This window comes from Longispora albida DSM 44784 (assembly GCF_000379825.1).
In the GTDB taxonomy this organism is placed as follows: Bacteria; Actinomycetota; Actinomycetes; order Mycobacteriales; family Micromonosporaceae; genus Longispora; species Longispora albida.
On the sequence record NZ_KB903817.1, the window covers coordinates 91,737 to 106,976 of the forward strand.

17 protein-coding genes, 1 tRNA gene and 1 riboswitch are annotated in these 15,240 nt (G+C 70.3%); of the genes, 7 read left to right on the plus strand and 11 right to left on the minus strand.

The window, feature by feature from the left end; all coding sequences use genetic code 11:
- Positions 1-26: 26 nt before the first annotated feature.
- Both A3G1_RS0110495 and A3G1_RS0110500 read right to left on the minus strand, forming a co-directional pair.
- Positions 27-962 (minus strand): beta-ketoacyl-ACP synthase III, encoded by a 936-nt coding sequence (locus tag A3G1_RS0110495; protein ID WP_018349432.1) that lies wholly within the window; start codon positions 960-962, stop codon positions 27-29.
- Positions 959-2,128: an acyltransferase domain-containing protein gene (locus tag A3G1_RS0110500; RefSeq protein WP_018349433.1), complete on the minus strand. Its 1,170-nt coding sequence runs from the start codon at positions 2,126-2,128 to the stop codon at positions 959-961. Before A3G1_RS0110500 ends, A3G1_RS0110495 begins: the two co-directional genes overlap by 4 nt.
- Positions 2,129-2,306: 178 nt before the next feature.
- Here A3G1_RS0110500 and A3G1_RS0110505 point away from each other — a divergent pair, with 178 nt between their 5' ends.
- On the plus strand, positions 2,307-2,903 hold the full coding sequence (locus A3G1_RS0110505) for a DUF6346 domain-containing protein (RefSeq protein WP_018349434.1): 597 nt from the start codon (positions 2,307-2,309) through the stop codon (positions 2,901-2,903).
- Here the strand turns inward: A3G1_RS0110505 and A3G1_RS0110510 are convergent.
- The 5 genes from A3G1_RS0110510 to A3G1_RS0110530 form a co-directional block, all read right to left on the minus strand.
- Positions 2,851-4,035, minus strand: coding sequence for a PucR family transcriptional regulator (locus tag A3G1_RS0110510; RefSeq protein ID WP_018349435.1), 1,185 nt, complete (start codon positions 4,033-4,035; stop codon positions 2,851-2,853). The two genes, A3G1_RS0110505 and A3G1_RS0110510, sit on opposite strands and share 53 nt — an antisense overlap.
- A gap of 95 nt (positions 4,036-4,130) precedes the next feature.
- A complete protein-coding gene (locus A3G1_RS0110515; RefSeq protein ID WP_018349436.1) occupies positions 4,131-4,529 on the minus strand; it encodes a hypothetical protein in 399 nt (132 codons plus the stop codon).
- The gene (locus A3G1_RS0110520) at positions 4,526-4,747 is read right to left on the minus strand and encodes a hypothetical protein (protein ID WP_018349437.1); all 222 of its coding nucleotides are present in this window, start codon (positions 4,745-4,747) and stop codon (positions 4,526-4,528) included. The genes A3G1_RS0110515 and A3G1_RS0110520 overlap by 4 nt, the downstream gene beginning before the upstream one ends.
- 27 nt (positions 4,748-4,774) lie before the next feature.
- On the minus strand, positions 4,775-5,341 hold the full coding sequence (locus A3G1_RS34190; protein ID WP_018349438.1) for a GNAT family N-acetyltransferase: 567 nt from the start codon (positions 5,339-5,341) through the stop codon (positions 4,775-4,777).
- Between the two features lie 36 nt (positions 5,342-5,377).
- Positions 5,378-5,872 carry a PadR family transcriptional regulator gene (locus tag A3G1_RS0110530; protein ID WP_018349439.1) on the minus strand — a complete coding sequence of 165 codons (495 nt, stop codon included), beginning with the start codon at positions 5,870-5,872 and terminating at the stop codon, positions 5,378-5,380.
- Between the two features lie 52 nt (positions 5,873-5,924).
- On the opposite strand from A3G1_RS0110530, the gene A3G1_RS34195 reads away from it, so the two are divergent.
- Positions 5,925-6,650: an alpha/beta fold hydrolase gene (locus A3G1_RS34195; protein ID WP_018349440.1), complete on the plus strand. Its 726-nt coding sequence runs from the start codon at positions 5,925-5,927 to the stop codon at positions 6,648-6,650.
- A 64-nt stretch (positions 6,651-6,714) separates the two neighbouring features.
- On the opposite strand, the gene aceE is transcribed toward A3G1_RS34195, so the two are convergent.
- Positions 6,715-9,453 (minus strand): pyruvate dehydrogenase (acetyl-transferring), homodimeric type, encoded by a 2,739-nt coding sequence (gene aceE / locus A3G1_RS0110540; RefSeq protein ID WP_018349441.1) that lies wholly within the window; start codon positions 9,451-9,453, stop codon positions 6,715-6,717.
- A gap of 287 nt (positions 9,454-9,740) precedes the next feature.
- On the opposite strand from aceE, the gene A3G1_RS0110545 reads away from it, so the two are divergent.
- The 5 genes from A3G1_RS0110545 (at position 9,741) to A3G1_RS0110565 (ending at position 13,012) form a co-directional block, all read left to right on the plus strand.
- On the plus strand, positions 9,741-10,175 hold the full coding sequence (locus tag A3G1_RS0110545; RefSeq protein WP_018349442.1) for a DUF3052 domain-containing protein: 435 nt from the start codon (positions 9,741-9,743) through the stop codon (positions 10,173-10,175).
- Entirely contained in the window at positions 10,175-10,633 is a 459-nt protein-coding gene (locus A3G1_RS0110550; protein WP_018349443.1) for a peroxiredoxin, read from the plus strand. The genes A3G1_RS0110545 and A3G1_RS0110550 overlap by 1 nt, the downstream gene beginning before the upstream one ends.
- The gene (locus A3G1_RS0110555) at positions 10,626-11,441 is read left to right on the plus strand and encodes a TrmH family RNA methyltransferase (protein ID WP_018349444.1); all 816 of its coding nucleotides are present in this window, start codon (positions 10,626-10,628) and stop codon (positions 11,439-11,441) included. The genes A3G1_RS0110550 and A3G1_RS0110555 overlap by 8 nt, the downstream gene beginning before the upstream one ends.
- Before the next feature lie 162 nt (positions 11,442-11,603).
- Positions 11,604-11,675: transfer RNA gene (locus A3G1_RS0110560), tRNA-Val, on the plus strand.
- A gap of 197 nt (positions 11,676-11,872) precedes the next feature.
- A riboswitch (cyclic di-AMP (ydaO/yuaA leader) is annotated at positions 11,873-12,010 on the plus strand.
- A gap of 48 nt (positions 12,011-12,058) precedes the next feature.
- On the plus strand, positions 12,059-13,012 hold the full coding sequence (locus A3G1_RS0110565) for a coiled-coil domain-containing protein (protein WP_157641045.1): 954 nt from the start codon (positions 12,059-12,061) through the stop codon (positions 13,010-13,012).
- Here the strand turns inward: A3G1_RS0110565 and A3G1_RS0110570 are convergent.
- From A3G1_RS0110570 to A3G1_RS0110580, 3 genes are all read right to left on the minus strand, one after another.
- Positions 13,009-14,100 (minus strand): winged helix DNA-binding domain-containing protein, encoded by a 1,092-nt coding sequence (locus A3G1_RS0110570; RefSeq protein WP_018349446.1) that lies wholly within the window; start codon positions 14,098-14,100, stop codon positions 13,009-13,011. The two genes, A3G1_RS0110565 and A3G1_RS0110570, sit on opposite strands and share 4 nt — an antisense overlap.
- Positions 14,101-14,116: 16 nt before the next feature.
- Positions 14,117-14,809, minus strand: coding sequence for a DUF4396 domain-containing protein (locus A3G1_RS41720; protein ID WP_018349447.1), 693 nt, complete (start codon positions 14,807-14,809; stop codon positions 14,117-14,119).
- 114 nt (positions 14,810-14,923) lie between these two features.
- Positions 14,924-15,214, minus strand: a complete 291-nt coding sequence (locus A3G1_RS0110580; RefSeq protein ID WP_018349448.1) for a metal-sensitive transcriptional regulator — start codon at positions 15,212-15,214, stop codon at positions 14,924-14,926.
- Between the last annotated feature and the right edge of the window lie 26 nt (positions 15,215-15,240).

The window sequence follows — 15,240 nt, forward strand, 5'->3', positions numbered from 1 at the left end:
TTGTCCCTAGTGGACAAACGCGTACTCTACGGGCAGCGGACGACCTGACCGGCATAGGTCAGGCCCCCGCCGAAACCGAACAGCAGCACGGGCGCGCCCGACGGGATCTCCCGCCGCTCGACCAGTTTGGACAGCGCCATCGGGATCGATGCCGCCGAGGTGTTGCCGGACTCGACCACGTCGCGGGCGACGATGATGTCCGGCGCGCCCAGCTTGCGGGCCAGCGGCTCGATGATCCGCAGGTTGGCCTGGTGCGGGACGAAGGCCGCCAGCTCCTGCGGCTTCACGCCGGCCCGCTCACAGGCCTCCACGGCCAGCTTCGGCAGGCTGAACGTCGCCCAGCGGAACACGGTCTGCCCGGCCTGCTGGATGTACGGCCGCCAGCCCTCGATCACCACGGCGTCGCCCTTGTCGGGCTCCGAGCCCCACAGCACCGGGCTGATCCCCTCGGTGTCGCTGGCGCTGACCACGGCGGCACCGGCGCCGTCGGCGAAGATGACGCACGTCGTCCGGTCGGTCCAGTCGGTGATGTCCGACAGCTTCTCGGCGCCGATCACGATCGCGTTCTTCGAGGCGCCGGCCCGGATCGCGTGGTCGGCGGTCGCCAGGGCGTAGGAGAAGCCGGAGCACGCGGTGTTCAGGTCGAAGGCGCCCGGCGCGGTGATGCCGAGCTTCTTGGCGACCCGGGTGGCCACGTTCGGGCAGCGGTCGATCGACGAGGTGGTGGCCACGACGACGAGGTCGATGTCGGCGGCCGACAGCCCGGAACCGGCGAGCGCCTTCTCCGCGGCGGCCGAGGCCATGTCGGCGACGGTCTCGCTGTCGGCGATCCGCCGCTCCTTGATCCCGACCCGGGACTGGATCCACTCGTCGTTGGTGTCGACCATCTGGGCGAGGTCGTCGTTGGTCAGCACCCGGGACGGCTGGTAGTGCCCCATGGACACGATCCGGGAGAAAGTCATGCGGTGCCTCCAGCTGGGTGCAGGCGTGCGACCGGCTGGCCCGGTGCGACCGGGTCTGCCGGGTGCGCGAGCCACTCGATCAGGGTGCCTGCTGCGTGCGTGGCGATCTCGACGTCGCCCTGGCGGGTCTCGACGAACCCGATCACCTGGTTGTTCCTTACGTCCGCGCCCTCGGACACGTCCTCGGCGGGCCGGAAGTTACCGGCGGCCGTCGCGACGGCCACGTGGAACTGCGGGATCGGCTCGTGGGTCGGGGCGACCCCGTGGCGGGCGATCAGGTCACGGGCGGCGGCCAGGTCGTCCGGGGTGTTCACCGTGACGATCTCGACGCCCTTGATCGCGCGCTTGACCAGCCCGGCGAGAGTACCGGCCGGCGGCAGCTCGATCACGGCGGTCACGCCGAGGTCGGCGAGGGTGTCCATGCACAGGTCCCAGCGGACCGGCGCGGTGACCTGCGCGACGAGCCGGCGGAGCACCTCGGAGCCCGAGGTGACGGCCGTGCCGTCCAGGTTCGACAGCAGGAGGCGCTGCGGGTCGCCGACCGTGATGCCGGGCGCGAGGGCGTCCAGGGCCTTCTCTGCCGGAGCCATGTACGGGGTGTGGAACGCGCCAGCGACCGCCAGCCGGATGATCTTCGCCCGGGCCGGGGAGTTCGCGGCGAGCTTGTCGATGCCCTCGGCGGCGCCGGCCGCGACGATCTGGCCCGCGCCGTTCCGGTTGGCCGGGTAGAGGCCGGCTGCCTCGATCGCCGCCAGTACCTCCTCCGGCACGCCACCGAGCACGGCGGCCATGCTGGTCGGCTCCAGCGCGCAGGCTGCCGCCATCTCCCGGCCGCGAACGCCGGCCAGGGTGACAGCTGCCTCGGGGCTGAGCACCCCGGCCAGCCCGGCGGCGCCGAGCTCACCGACACTGTGCCCGGCGACGAGGGCGACGTCGTGCAGCGGGAGCTGCTCGCCTGCCAGGAGAGCAGCGGCCACCAGCAGCGGCTGGGTCTTCGCGGTGTCCTTGATCTCGTCGGCACCAGCCTCGGTACCAAGGTGGATCAGGTCGATGCCCGCCAGCGCGGACCACCAGCGGAGCCGGGCCTCGGCGCCGGGTACGTCGAGCCACGGGGTCAGGAAGCCGGGCTTCTGGGAGCCTTGGCCGGGAGCGAGAACGGCAAGCACGTACTCGACTCTGTCTGACGCAGCGTGAACCTGGCCCTATCGCGCGCCACCAATCCGCACGACAAACCTTGTAGGGTTCCTACAACGAGATCCCTAACCGCAGGTCAGCCCGGTTTCTTGCGCCCCCAGGTTAGTGTGCGGCGGCTATGAGGTAGCTCACGACAGAGGTGGCATCCAGGTGAACCGCGGGTGGAAAAGCATTGCGCTGCTGGTCACGGCCCTGATTCTGCTGCTCGGCTGGCGCACGGTGCTCGGGGTCTTCGGTGAGCCGTTCACCGACCCCGTCCGCCGCGACGGGAACGCCCAGGTGCTCGCCTGCCAGAAGTCGGCCCCAGTTGGCCTGCACGGCTTCGGCTACCTGCACACCTGCCGGCTGGAGATCAGCTGGCAGGGCGGGGCCGTCGAGGAGCGTGCCGTCACCGGCCGGGCGTTCAGCGCCGCCGACCGGGGCAGGGACATCGCGGTCACCGACAACGGCGGCGCGCTGCGCCGCAAGGACCACACCAGCGCGTTGTGGGGGCTCCTGCTGGGCGTGCCGCTCCTGCTCGCTGCCGGATTCTGCCTTTTCCTGATGTACCGGGTGATCACCACCCGGTCGCCTTCCAGCACTCCGGAGCCCGGCACGCCAGCCGGGACCGAGGCTGAGCCCGCCTCTGAGGCTGAGCCCGCTCCGGAGGCTGAACCCGCCCCCGAAGCCCCGTCCGAAGCCCCGGCCGAGGCGGCTATACCGTCGCAGCGGGCGGAGTCGCCGACGGATCGAGCCGCCCGATCGTGAGCGCGATCCGCAGCGCGAAGGCCTCCCGGGGGTTCATCGGGGACAGCCCGGTGACCTCGGCGATCCGGCGCAGGCGATAACGCACCGTGTTGGGGTGTACGTACAACTGCCGGGCGGCGCTCTCCAGTACCCCGCCGACGGCGAAGAAGGCGTCCAGGGTCTCCAGGAGTTCCCCGCCGGCCTTGGCCAGCCCGCCGTAGATCACGCCCCTCAGGACACGGCGTGCCTCCGGGTCGCCGGCGATGGCCCGCTCGGGCAGCAGCTCCGCCGCCGGTACGGGCCTCGGCGCGGCAGGCCAGGCCGGCGCTGCCCGGTACCCGGCGAGCGCCGCCCGCGCCGACTCTGTCGCCTCGTCCAGCGAGGAGACGGCGGGCCCCACCACGACCGGCCCGTCGCCGAACCCGCCGAGCAGCTTCTCCGCCGTCGTGACCGGGTCGGCCGTGCCGCCGAGGACGACGACGAGCCGGTCGCCGTGCACCCCGCCCAGGATCTCGACGCCGACCCGCCGCGCGGACCGGTGCAGGACGTGCAGGACGGCGCTGGCCTCGCCGCCGGGTGACCGGCCGACGGCCACAGCCACGGGGCTCGCGTCCGTCCAGCCGAGCGCGGCGGCCCGGCTGGCGAGCACGTCGGAGGAGTCGCCTCGGAGCAGCGCGTCGACGAGCAGGGCCTGGAGCCGGGCGTCCCAGGCGCCTCTGGTCTCGGCGGCCCGCGCGTACACCCTCGCGGCGGCGAAGGCGATCTCCCGGGAGAAGCGCAGCACCGCCATCCGCAGCTCGGCCTCCTCGCCGGGCGCGGCGAGCCGTGGCACCTGCTCCTCGACCACGTCGATGGTGACCTTGATCAGCGCAACGGTGTGCTGGAGCGTGATCGACCGGGCCAGCTCGCGCGGCGCGGCGTCGAAGACCTCGTCGCTGACCTCGCCGGGCGTACCCTCGCCGCGCAGCCACTCCAGGAAGGACCGCACGCCGGCCTGCGCGACGAGCATGACCCAGGACCGCTGGTCGGCCGGCAGCTCCCGGAACCAGCCGAGCGCGTCCTCCATTTTGGCCACGCTCTGCGTCGCCAGCCCTCCGGCGGCACGTTCGATGTTCTTGATCGTGGCCGAGAGCGGCGGTTCCGGAGTCGTCACGCCGCCCAGCCTCCCACACCCGTGCCGACCTGGTGCGCGCGGCGATGAGTCGTGGGACCCCTCATGTCCCTATAGCGACATGAGGGGTCCCACGATCACGCCGGGATGATCTGCAGTCCCGGGGCGATGCGGTGGAAGAGCTGGTCGCGGTCGGTCACGACCGGCCAGCCGCGCCGGAGCGCCGTGACGGCCACGTGCGCGGCGGTCTGGTCCCCGCTGGCCAGCGCCGTGTACCGGGCCAGTTCGTCGGCCGGCACGTCACCCGGCAGCGTGAGCAGCCACATGTCGCGCTCGTCGCGGATGGGTTCGAGCCGCTTGCGGTGCCGGGCGAGCGGCCGGGCGGCGTAGGCCTCCGCGAGCACGCCGATGGGTACCAGCATGGTCAGGCTGTGCCGCCGGGCCGCCCGGGTGACGGCCTCGGCATATGTGGTGGCGTCGGCGAACTCGAGAAGTGCGGCAACGTCCAGTACCCAGCCTCCGACCCCACCGATCATGCGCGGTGCCGGGCGAGGGCGACTGCGTCCTTCGTGACAAGGGTGGCGGCGAGCTGATCAGCCTCGGGGAACCACGGCCGCAGCCGGTCGGCGTACTCGTCGGTGCTCGGGGACTTGCCTTTTTCGCGCAGGTTGTCAGCGCGGCGGCGCCAGGCGTCGACGGGTTTACGCGGTACGGCGAGAGCGGCTTCGATGGCCGCAGTACGGGCGGCGGTCATTCGATCACCGTAGCTCGATCGCGGGTATCAGCTCAACTGCCCGTTCGGCGAAGTTCGGTGAAGTTCGGCGAACCGCTCCCGGGTCAGCTCCCAGATCACGGTGATCCGTTCCCGGTCCTCATCTGGTTCCCTGCTGGTCTCCGTGAAGCCGAGCCGGGCCGGGACGGCCCCGCTGCGCTCGTTCAGCGCGTCGTGCCGGATCTCGACGTGCTCGATGCCGTCGATGGCGAAGGACGCCTCGGTGAGCAGCCGGGACGCGGTGCTGGCCACGCCGTGGCCCTCTGCCGCGTTGCCCAGCCAGTAGCCGATCTCCAGCCTGCCGGGCCCCTGCCGGGTCATCAGCCCGCAGCCGCCGGCCATCTCGCCCCGCCAGAAGATCACGTAGTTGTAGTGCACGTCGTCGTCCCACATGGTGACCGACTTCTCGAGATAGTCCCGGGTGCCGTCGAGCTGCTGCCCGGCCGCCCACGGCAGCCAGGGCGACAGCCGGTCGCGGGCGTCCTCGATCAGCGCGTGCAGCTCGTCAGCGAATTCTGGCCGCATCCTGCGCAGGGTCATGTCCCCGGCGGTCAGGTGCTCAGCTGGTTTCTCCATCTCCCGATCCTGCCGATCGCCCTCAGGGCGGACAAGCTAGTTATCCAGTACCGAGCGGAGCCACGCCCGTTCGGCCTTGCTGCTCGCCTTCGCGATCGTCAGCATCCCCTGCCGGTACGGGTCGGCCTGTTCCTGGTGGAAGAAGCCCCGCCCGCCGGCCTCCAGGAACGCGAGCCTGCGCCGGAGTACCGCGTTCCGGTCGGCCAGTTCCGGCAGCTTCGACAGGAAGGCCAGCACCGTGAAGAACTGCGTGCTGTCGCTGATCTCGGTGTCGGTCGGTTCCCTGAGCCGCCGGAGCAGTTCGGCGCGCCCGGCTTCGGTCAGCTCCAGTACCTGCCGCTGGGCCGCTGAGCTGCCCGGTTCGGCTCTCCGGCTGAGCAGGCCCTTCTCGGTCAGCCGGGTGATCGCCGGGTACAGGCTGCCGTCGCTGACCGGGCGGGCGTGCCCGGAGAGCTGGTGGATGCGGGCACGCAGCTCGTAGCCGTGCAGCGGTTCCTCGGCCAGGAAACCCAGGATGCTCAGGACCAGCATGGCTGCTATCGTGGCACCTCGAACCGAGGTATATCGAATCGAGGTATGGCTGATGGTGTCCTACGGTGGCTCCGGCGCCCCGATCGTCCTGCTCCACGGCATGATGGGCTCCGCGCGGTCCTGGACCGGCCACGAGTGGCTCACGGACCTCGGCCGGGTGTACGCGCTCGACAGCCGGGGCCACGGAGCCGCGCCCCGGGGGCCGTTCGGCGAGGAGACCCGGGTCGCCGACGTCATCCAGGTACTCGAAAAGACTGGTCCTTCCGTCCTGATCGGCCACTCGATGGGCGGGATGACCGCCTGGCAGGTGGCCGGCGCCCGCCCCGATCTGGTGCGCGGCATCGTGGCCGGCGACATGCCTGTGGTGATCCCGGAGCGGGTCAGCGGCTACCGCGCGTGGTTCGAGTCCTGGCCGGCCTTCGCCGACGCCGGCGAAGTGGCGGCCTTCTTCGGCAGGGAACACGCGGGCATGGGCCGGTTCTTCGCGGAACAGATGCCTGACGGCAAGCCGCCCTTCGCGGTGGCTGACATGCTGGAGATCGTCGCCACCTGGGAGAACCGCGACCTGCGCCCGCAACTCGCGGCGGTCCAGTGCCCGGCGCTGCTGGTCAAGGGCGAGCTGAGCACGACCTCGCGCGAGACCCTGAGCGAAGCCGCAGCCCTCCTGCCGCTCGGCAGCTACGCCGAGGTACCGGGCGCCGGCCACGTCCTGCACTACGACAACCCGGACGGCTGGCGCGCGATCGTCGAACCCTTCGTCCGGAACCTCGGCACGTGAGAACCCGAGCGCACGAGAAAGGGCGGGCACCCGCAGGTACCCGCCCTTCTCCGTGCTTACCGCGTCAGCTCTCGCCGCCGGCCTCGACCACGTCGATCGCGGTGACGTCGTGCAGCTGGTACTTCTTCACGGCCTGCGCGACCAGCTCGGCGGGCACCTGCCCGTCGGCGGCCAGCTCGCGCAGCGTGGCCACGACGATCGACTCGGCGTCCACGTGGAAGTGCCTGCGCAGCGCGCCCCGCGTGTCCGACTGGCCGAAACCGTCGGTACCGAGTGAGGTGTAGCGGCCCGGCACCCAGCGCGAGATGAGGTCCGGCACGGCCCGCATGAAGTCGCTGACCGCGACCTTCGGGCCGGTCGCCTCGGCGAGCTGCTGGGTCACGAACGGCACCCGCGCGGCGGCCTCCGGGTTCAGCAGGTTGTGCTCCTCGCACTCCACCGCGTCCCGCCGCAGCTCCGTCCACGAGGTCACCGACCACACGTCGGCGGCCACGCCCCACTCGTCGGCCAGCAGCTGCTGGGCCTTGGTCGCCCAGCCCATGCCCGTGCCGGACGCGAGGATGTTCGCGCGCGGCAGGTTGGGGTGGCTGGCGGCCGGCAGGTACCGGTAGATGCCCTTGAGCAGGCCGTTCACGTCGACGTCGGCCGGCTCGGCTACCTGCTGGATCGGCTCGTTGTAGACCGTCAGGTAGTAGATCAGGTCCTCGGGCACCTCACCGAACATCCGGCGCAGGGCGTCTTCCATGATGTACGCGATCTCGTACGCCCACGCCGGGTCGTACGTCACCACGGCCGGGTTGGTCGCCGCGATGAGCAGCGAGTGGCCGTCCTCGTGCTGGAGACCCTCGCCGTTCAGCGTGGTCCGCCCGGCCGTCGCGCCGATCAGGAACCCGCGCGACATCTGGTCGGCAGCCGCCCAGATCCCGTCGGCGGTCCGCTGGAAGCCGAACATCGAGTAGAAGATGTACAGCGGGATCATCGGCTCGCCGTGCGTCGCGTACGACGAACCAGCCGCCGTGAACGACGCCACCGACCCGGCCTCGTTGATGCCCTCGTGCAGGATCTGCCCGGCCGTCGACTCCTTGTACGACAGGAACAGCTCCCGGTCGACCGGCAGGTAGTTCTGGCCGTGCGGCGAGTAGATCTTCGCGGTCGGGAACATGGCGTCCATGCCGAACGTCCGCGCCTCGTCCGGGATGATCGGCACCCAGCGCTTCCCGATGCCCTTGTCCTTCATCAGGTCCTTGAGCAGCCGGACGAACGCCATCGTCGTGGCGACCTTCTGCTTGCCGGAACCCTTCTTGATGTCGCCGTAGGTCTCCTTCGGCGGCAGGGCCAGCGGGATGTGCTTGCGGTTCCGGCTGGGCAGCGAGCCACCCAGCGCCGAACGGCGCTCCATCATGTACTCGTACTCGGCGGAGTCCGAGCCCGGGTGGTAGTACGGAGCCGCGTACGGGTCGGCGAGCTGCTCGTCCGTCACCGGGATGAACAGCCGGTCGCGGAACGTCTTGAGGTCGTCGACGGTCAGCTTCTTCATCTGGTGCGTGGCGTTGCGGCCCTCGAAGTTGCCGCCCAGCGTCCAGCCCTTGATCGTCTTGGCGAGGATCACGGTCGGCTGGCCGGTGTGCTCGACGGCGGCCTTGTACGCCGCGTACAGCTTGCGGTAGTCGTGGCCGCCGCGCTTGAGGCCCCAGATCTCGTCGTCGGACATGCCGTCGACCATCTTGCGGGTCCGGACGTCCCGGCCGAAGAAGTGCTCGCGGACGAACGCGCCCGACTCGGCCTTGTAGGTCTGGAAGTCGCCGTCCGGCGTGGTGTTCATCAGGTTCACCAGGGCGCCGTCGGCGTCACCCGCGAGCAGGTTGTCCCACTCGCGGCCCCAGACGACCTTGATGACGTTCCAGCCGGCCCCGCGGAACTGGCTCTCCAGCTCCTGCATGATCTTGCCGTTGCCGCGTACCGGCCCGTCGAGCCGCTGCAGGTTGCAGTTGACGACGAACGTGAGGTTGTCCAGCTCCTCACGGGCGGCCAGCGCGATCGAGCCCAGCACCTCGGGCTCGTCCGTCTCGCCGTCACCGAGGAAGGCCCACACCCGCTGCTGCGAGGTGTCCTTGATCCCGCGGTTGTGCAGGTACCGGTTGAACCGGGCCTGGTACACCGCGTTCAGCGAGCCCAGCCCCATCGAGACGGTCGGGAACTCCCAGAAGTCCTGCATGAGCCGCGGGTGCGGGTACGAGGGCAGGCCGCCGCCCGGGTGGGACAGCTCCTGGCGGAACCCGTCGAGCTGCTGCTCGCTGAGCCGGCCCTCCATGAAGGCGCGGGCGTACATGCCGGGGGAGGCGTGGCCCTGGTAGAAGATCTGGTCCCCGCCGCCGGCGTGGTTCTTGCCGCGGAAGAAGTGGTTGAAGCCCACCTCGTACAGCGAGGCGGAGCTGGCGAAGGTCGAGATGTGCCCGCCGACCCCGACGCCGGGACGCTGGGCCCGCTGCACGATCATCGCGGCGTTCCACCGGATGAACGCCCGGATCCGGCGCTCGATCGCCTCGTCACCGGGGAACCACGGCTCGGCTTCCGGCGGGATGGTGTTGATGTAGTCGGTGGTGGTGAGCGGCGGGACGCCGACCTGCCGTTCCCTGGCACGCTCGAGCAGGCGCAGCATCACGTACCGGGCACGCTGCCGCCCGCGTTCATCAATGACGCCGTCCAGCGACTCGATCCATTCCAGCGTCTCAGCCGGATCGATGTCCGGAAGCTGGCTGGGAAGGCCGTCGCTGATGACCGGGCGCTTGCGTTCGGTGGTCACTGGCGTTCCTTCGTGTTCAAGAAAGTCTGCTTTTCCAAGCCCATCCTGCCCTCTCGGGAGGGCTCCGTCACGCCGACCGGCGAGGTACGCGACGATCAACACACCTACTCACCAGTAGTTTTCGGGTGCCACGTGCGTGACCGCCGTGTCCGCCGGCACACCTGACGAGGTATTCTCCGGCGAGTTGGCCAATTTCTGCGCCGCGCGCCACTTGCGCCGGGGCAGTATGGCTGTGTGGACTACATGGAAGGCGTCACCGGGGCGCCACAATGAGGAGGCACGCGACAGTGAGCGCGACGGCTGACCAGGCTGACGGCATCAAGAGCCTGGCGGACCGGCTCGGAGTAGAGCCGGACATGGTCGTAATGGAGATGGGCTTCGACGACGACGTCGACGAGGAGCTCCGCGAAGCACTGACCGACCGCTGCGGCGAACTGGTGGACGAGGACACCGACGAGGTGGTCGACGTCGTCCTGCTGTGGTGGCGTGACGGCGACGGCGACCTGGTCGAGACGCTCATCGACGCGCTCGGGCCGCTCGCGGAGGACGGTGTCGTCTGGCTGCTCACCCCGAAGTCGGGCCGTGACGGTCACGTCGAGCCGAGCGACATCTCCGAGGCGGCCCCGACAGCAGGCCTCCAGCAGACCTCGACGCTGAACGCCGGCAAGGACTGGGCGGCGGCCAAGCTGGTCACCCCGAGGTCCCCGAAGAAGCAGCGCTAGTGCTCCAGCCGGGCCACGCGGCTCCCGACTTCACGACCAGGGATCAGAACCACCAGGAGGTCACCCTCTCGTCGTACCGCGGCGGCAGGTGCGTGCTCCTGGTGTTCTACCCGCTGGCGTTCAGCGGGATCTGCTCCGGTGAGCTGGCCGCGATCCAGGCCGGGCTCGGCGACTTCCAGAACGAGCGCGTGCAGGTCCTCACGGTCAGCGTGGACTCGCACTTCGCGCACAAGGTGTGGCAGCAGCGGGAGGGCTTCGGCTTCCCGTTGCTGGCGGACTTCTGGCCGCACGGGGCGATCGCTTCCTCGTACGGCGTGTTCGACGAGACCAGGGGCGTGGCCGGCCGGGGCACCTTCCTGGTCGACCGGGCCGGGATCATCCGCTACGCGGCCCTGACCCCGATCGGCGAGCCGCGTGACCCGGCAGCGTGGCGGGAGGCGCTGGCCGAGCATGGATAAGCGCTCCCCGAAGGACACCTTCATCACCGTGTACGGGCGGATGCCCGTCCTCGCGATCCTGGAGGACCCGGCCCGCGAGGTCGACAAGCTCGTCATCGCGGAAGGCTCACGCGGCGACAACCTGGGCCGGATCCTCGACCTGGCCAAGCGGCGCGGCGTCCCCGTCAGGTACGCCTCGGCGCACCGGGTGAAGCTGCTGGCCGGCAACGGCAAGCACGACCAGGGCGTGATCGCTGACGTGGTCGCGCCGGGCATGCGCACGCTGGCCGAGTTCGTGGACAGCGCGGCGGCGCGGTGCAGCGTGCTCGTCCTCGACGGCGTGAACAACCCGTCCAACGTGGGCATGATCCTGCGTACCGCGACGGCGGCCGGCCTGTCCGGCATCGTCCTCCCGCACGTCGGCTCCCCGGCGATCGACCCGCTCGTCATCAAAGCCTCGGCCGGGGTGGCGTTCAGCGCGCCGATCGTGCGGAGCGGCACGGGCGCCGAGGCCGTACGCGAGCTGCGCGAGGCGGGCTTCGCCACGTTCGGGCTGGCCGGCGACGGCCGGTCCACCCTGTACCAGGCGCAGTTCCCGTCCCGCTCGGCCTTCGTGCTGGGCAACGAGACCGAAGGCGTGTCACCGGACACCGCGAAGCACATCGACGAATGGCTGTCGATTCCGATGGCGGGCGGCGTCGAGTCCCTGAACGTCGCGAGCGCGGCGGCCGTCCTCTGCTTCGACCTCGTCCGCCGCGACCAGGAGCCTGTAACTGTGGCTCCCCGTCGTCCGATCCCCTCGGCGACCCGCCGCCTCCGCCGTTCCTAACCCAGTTCGAGGCTCGTGACGCCGTAGAGCCCGCCGCGGTCGATGCCGGTTCGTGTCTGCCAAACCGGTACATTCTTCCGGGCAATCGGGAACCAGGATGCGCCGGGCTGGGGGAGCCCCGTAGGGTGGTCATCGCGTGAACTAGAGTGTCGTTCGCGCTGCGGGCGCGTAGCTCAGTGGGAGAGCATCCGCCTTACAAGCGGAGGGTCGGGGGTTCGAAACCCTCCGCGCCCACCCGTAGCACCGAAGGGCCGGCCAGGGGAAAACCCTGGTCGGTCCTTCGCTGTTTCCCCGGCTGTGCGACCGCGCGCTGACGGGTGACACGTATGCGCTGACCCGCCGGGAGCTGGGTTGCTTGCCCGGGGTTGCGGGGTTGTCCTAGCATCTGCGTTCAGTCGGCCGGGGGGATTGCCGCCCGCTGGGGGTGGCGCCGGTCGGTACCGCCGAGTCGCCAGCACTGGTGATCCGGGGAACCAAGGTAGTGGGGTGAATCCGCAGGTCACCTGCGGTAGGGCGATCTTCCCGCCCGAATCCGTCAGCTCACCTGGTAGGCGGGAAGCGGAAGAAAGGCTCGTGCTGTCTTGCGGTCACCCGCACGTTTGGCTGCGCTCCTCGTCATGGTCGCGGTCGCTGGGCTGCTGAGTGTCACCCCCGCGAGCGCTGAGCCGGAGGGCGGCACCCCGGCGCTGCGGTCGGCGTTGTCGGCCGCCTCGCAGAGGTACCAGGACGCCCGTGTCAAGATCACGGAGTCGCGGAAGCGCCAGCAGGAACTGTCCACTCAGATCACCCAGACCCAGGGCCGGGTGGACGCGCTGCGCAAGGTGGTCGGGCTGCTGGCCGCCGAGCAGTACAAGGGCACTGGGCGCGGTCAGCTCCAGGTCTTCCTCAACAGTGAGTCGCTGTCGGGTTTCCTCGACACGGCGACCCTGATGCGGTACCTGTCGATGCGTGACGGCAAGGCCGTCGAGGACCTGCGGATCGAGCAGGGCAAGCTGGACGAGCAGCGCAAGCAGCTCGACGCGGCGATCCTCGTCCAGGACACCGAGCTGAACGCGCTGCGCAAGAGCCAGGACGAAGCGCTGAAGGCCCTGCGGAAAGCTGGCGGCGGCGACCCGACCCTCGGCTTCGGTGACCTGCCGGCGAACGCGACGCCGGCCCCGCGCAACGCCAGCGGCGGCTTCTCGTCCGAGGGCTGCACCGTGAAGGACCCGACGACCAGCGGTTGCCTGTCGCCGAGGACGCTGCACGCGTACAACGAGGTGCGCAAGGCCGGATTCAGCAGGTACACGGCGTGCTACCGGTCGACAGAGGACGGCTACGAGCACCCGCGCGGCCGGGCCTGCGACTTCGCCGCCGCGCCGAACGGTTTCAGCGGGCAGGCGTACGGCGGCGACAAGGAGTATGGCAACAAGCTCGCCGCCTGGCTCATCGGCAACTCGGAGCGGCTGGGCGTGCTGTACGTGATCTGGTACCGCCAGATCTGGATGCCCGGCATGGGCTGGCGCTCATACTCCGGCTACGGCGGCCCCTCGGCTGAGCACACCGACCACGTGCACCTGTCCATCCGCTAGTCGGCCACTCTCACTTCCCGGGCGTCGTCCTCCGGGTACATGAAGGCCAGCAGCCGCTCCGCCTCGTCCTCGACGGCGGCCCGGCCTGCCCGGCCGAGCGGGTGCAGTGGCTCGATCGTCAGCGCGGAGCCCTTGGTCGACCAGACCCCGTGGACGAAACCGTCCACTGTGTACATGGGTACGCCACCGGAGGCGGCCCGCGCGAACCGGCGGCGGATGTCCTCGGTCATCATCCGGGTCCGGTCGCGGTACCCGAGCAGCGCGTTGTCGAACGCCGGCAGGAAACGGACCGGCACGGGCAGGTCCGGGTCGGCGATCGGCGCGCCCGGCAGGTCGAAGAGTTCCCGGCCGTCCTGGTCGTGCCAGACCTGAAGCCTCGGGCGGAGCCTCTCGACGATCTCGCGGAGCCTGGTCACCCCGGCCCACGCCTGGATGTCCATCACGCCGGCCGGCCCGAAAGCCGCGAGGTACCGCAGGATCATCGTCTCCGGCCGCGCCCCGATCATCGGCTCCCCGAGCCACTCCTCGGCCAGCGCCACCGAGATCCGCCGGCTCGCCCAGGAACCCCACGAGCCGCACGCCGGATCGTGCACGAGCGGCAGCAGCAGCTCCACGGTGTCGGCGAGCCGCTTGGCGTGCCTGCCGGGGAACGTGACAGCCAGCCGCTTGCCGAGCTCGGTCCGGGGGAGTGGCTGCTCGCCGGTCAGGGCACTGTGCCCGGCCGTGGCCAGCGCGCCGAGGTCGAGGCCGCGGATCTCGTCCAGGTACCACGGATGCTTCAGCGCCGCCTCGACGATGGCCGTGACGGACGGCCGCAGCCAGCGGAAGTCCTCGCTGGCCGCGACGTGGACCGTCCGGCGGATCATCGTGGACCGCACGACGCTACGGTCGTCGAGCAGTTCCTGGAGCTGTTTCCTGGCGAAGCCGTCCACCCTGGACCAGAGCGCGACGTACGGCCAGTTCGGCTCCTGGCCCTGCACCGCCACCAGGTGCCTGATCACGTCCAGCGGGGCGGTGCTCGTCCGCTCGGCCAGGTACTGCCTGGTCAGCAGGGTCCGGTTCAGGCCACGGAGGCTGATGGTCGACATAGGACCCCTGTATACCTCAGTGGGCGTGGTACTGGTGAACGACGGCGTGTCCCTTGCCCTTGCCGATCAGCCAGCGGTTCACCGGCACCGTGACCACGAACGCGATCGCCAGGGCTCCCGCGAGGCTGCCCCAGAACACGGGGCTGGCCAGGCCGGCCTCCATCGCGCCGGGGATCACCATCATCGCCGCGTTGTCGATGATCTCCATGACGATGATCGACACGGTGTCGGCGGCGAGCGCCACGCCGATCGCCGTCCGCAGCGGCAGCCCGGCCCGCAGCACCGGGAGCATGGTCAGCGAGTAGCCGAACACGAAGGCGAGCGCGACAGCGAGGCCGACAGTCGGCCAGTTCGACCAGCCGAGCGCCGTGCCGATCACCATGCCGAGGACCTCGCCGATCGCGCAGCCGGTGAGGCAGTGCAGCGTGGCCGAGGCGGCCATCCGCCACGAGACCGGAGCCCCGCCACCGTGAGCCCCGTGCCCGTGATGCTCGTGCCCTGCGTGGTTCTCGTGTCCCGTGTGAGTCCCGTGGTGTTCATGAGCCGTGTGGTTCTCGTGCCCGGTGTGCTCACCGCTGTGGGAGCTGTGAGCGCCGTGCTCGCCTTCGTGAGCCCCATGACCCTCGTGCGGCCCGGCCCCGGCTTCGGTTCCGGCTCCGGAAGCCGTGCGGGAGCTGGTGTGGTGGTGCTGGTGCGAGTTGTGGTCCATGACAGGTCTCCCGCTTTCCGGCGTTCGGGGCCCGGAGTCCGTTCTTGCCCCGGGCGCCGGATCAACATACCCCCTGGGGGTATCTTGCGCAAGATCAAATTTTCGGGGGCCCGGTCAGCCCCGCTTCATCAGCCTGCCGACCGCCGCCATCATCTCCGTGGCCAGCTCATCCGTCTTGCCTTCCGCCGCGGACTGGTGCAGGCAGTGCCGGGCGTGGCCGTCGAGCAGGCCGAGGCCGACCTTGTCCAGGGCGGCCTGGACCGCAGAGATCTGGGTGAGGATGTCGATGCACCACCTGTCGTCCTCCACCATGCGCTCAATGCCTCTGACCTGGCCTTCGATCCGCCGGAGCCGGGCGAGAAGCTGGTCCTTGGTAGCGGAGTACCCGCGGGTGGGAGTCGTCATGCGGCCAAGGATACCCAACCCCCGGG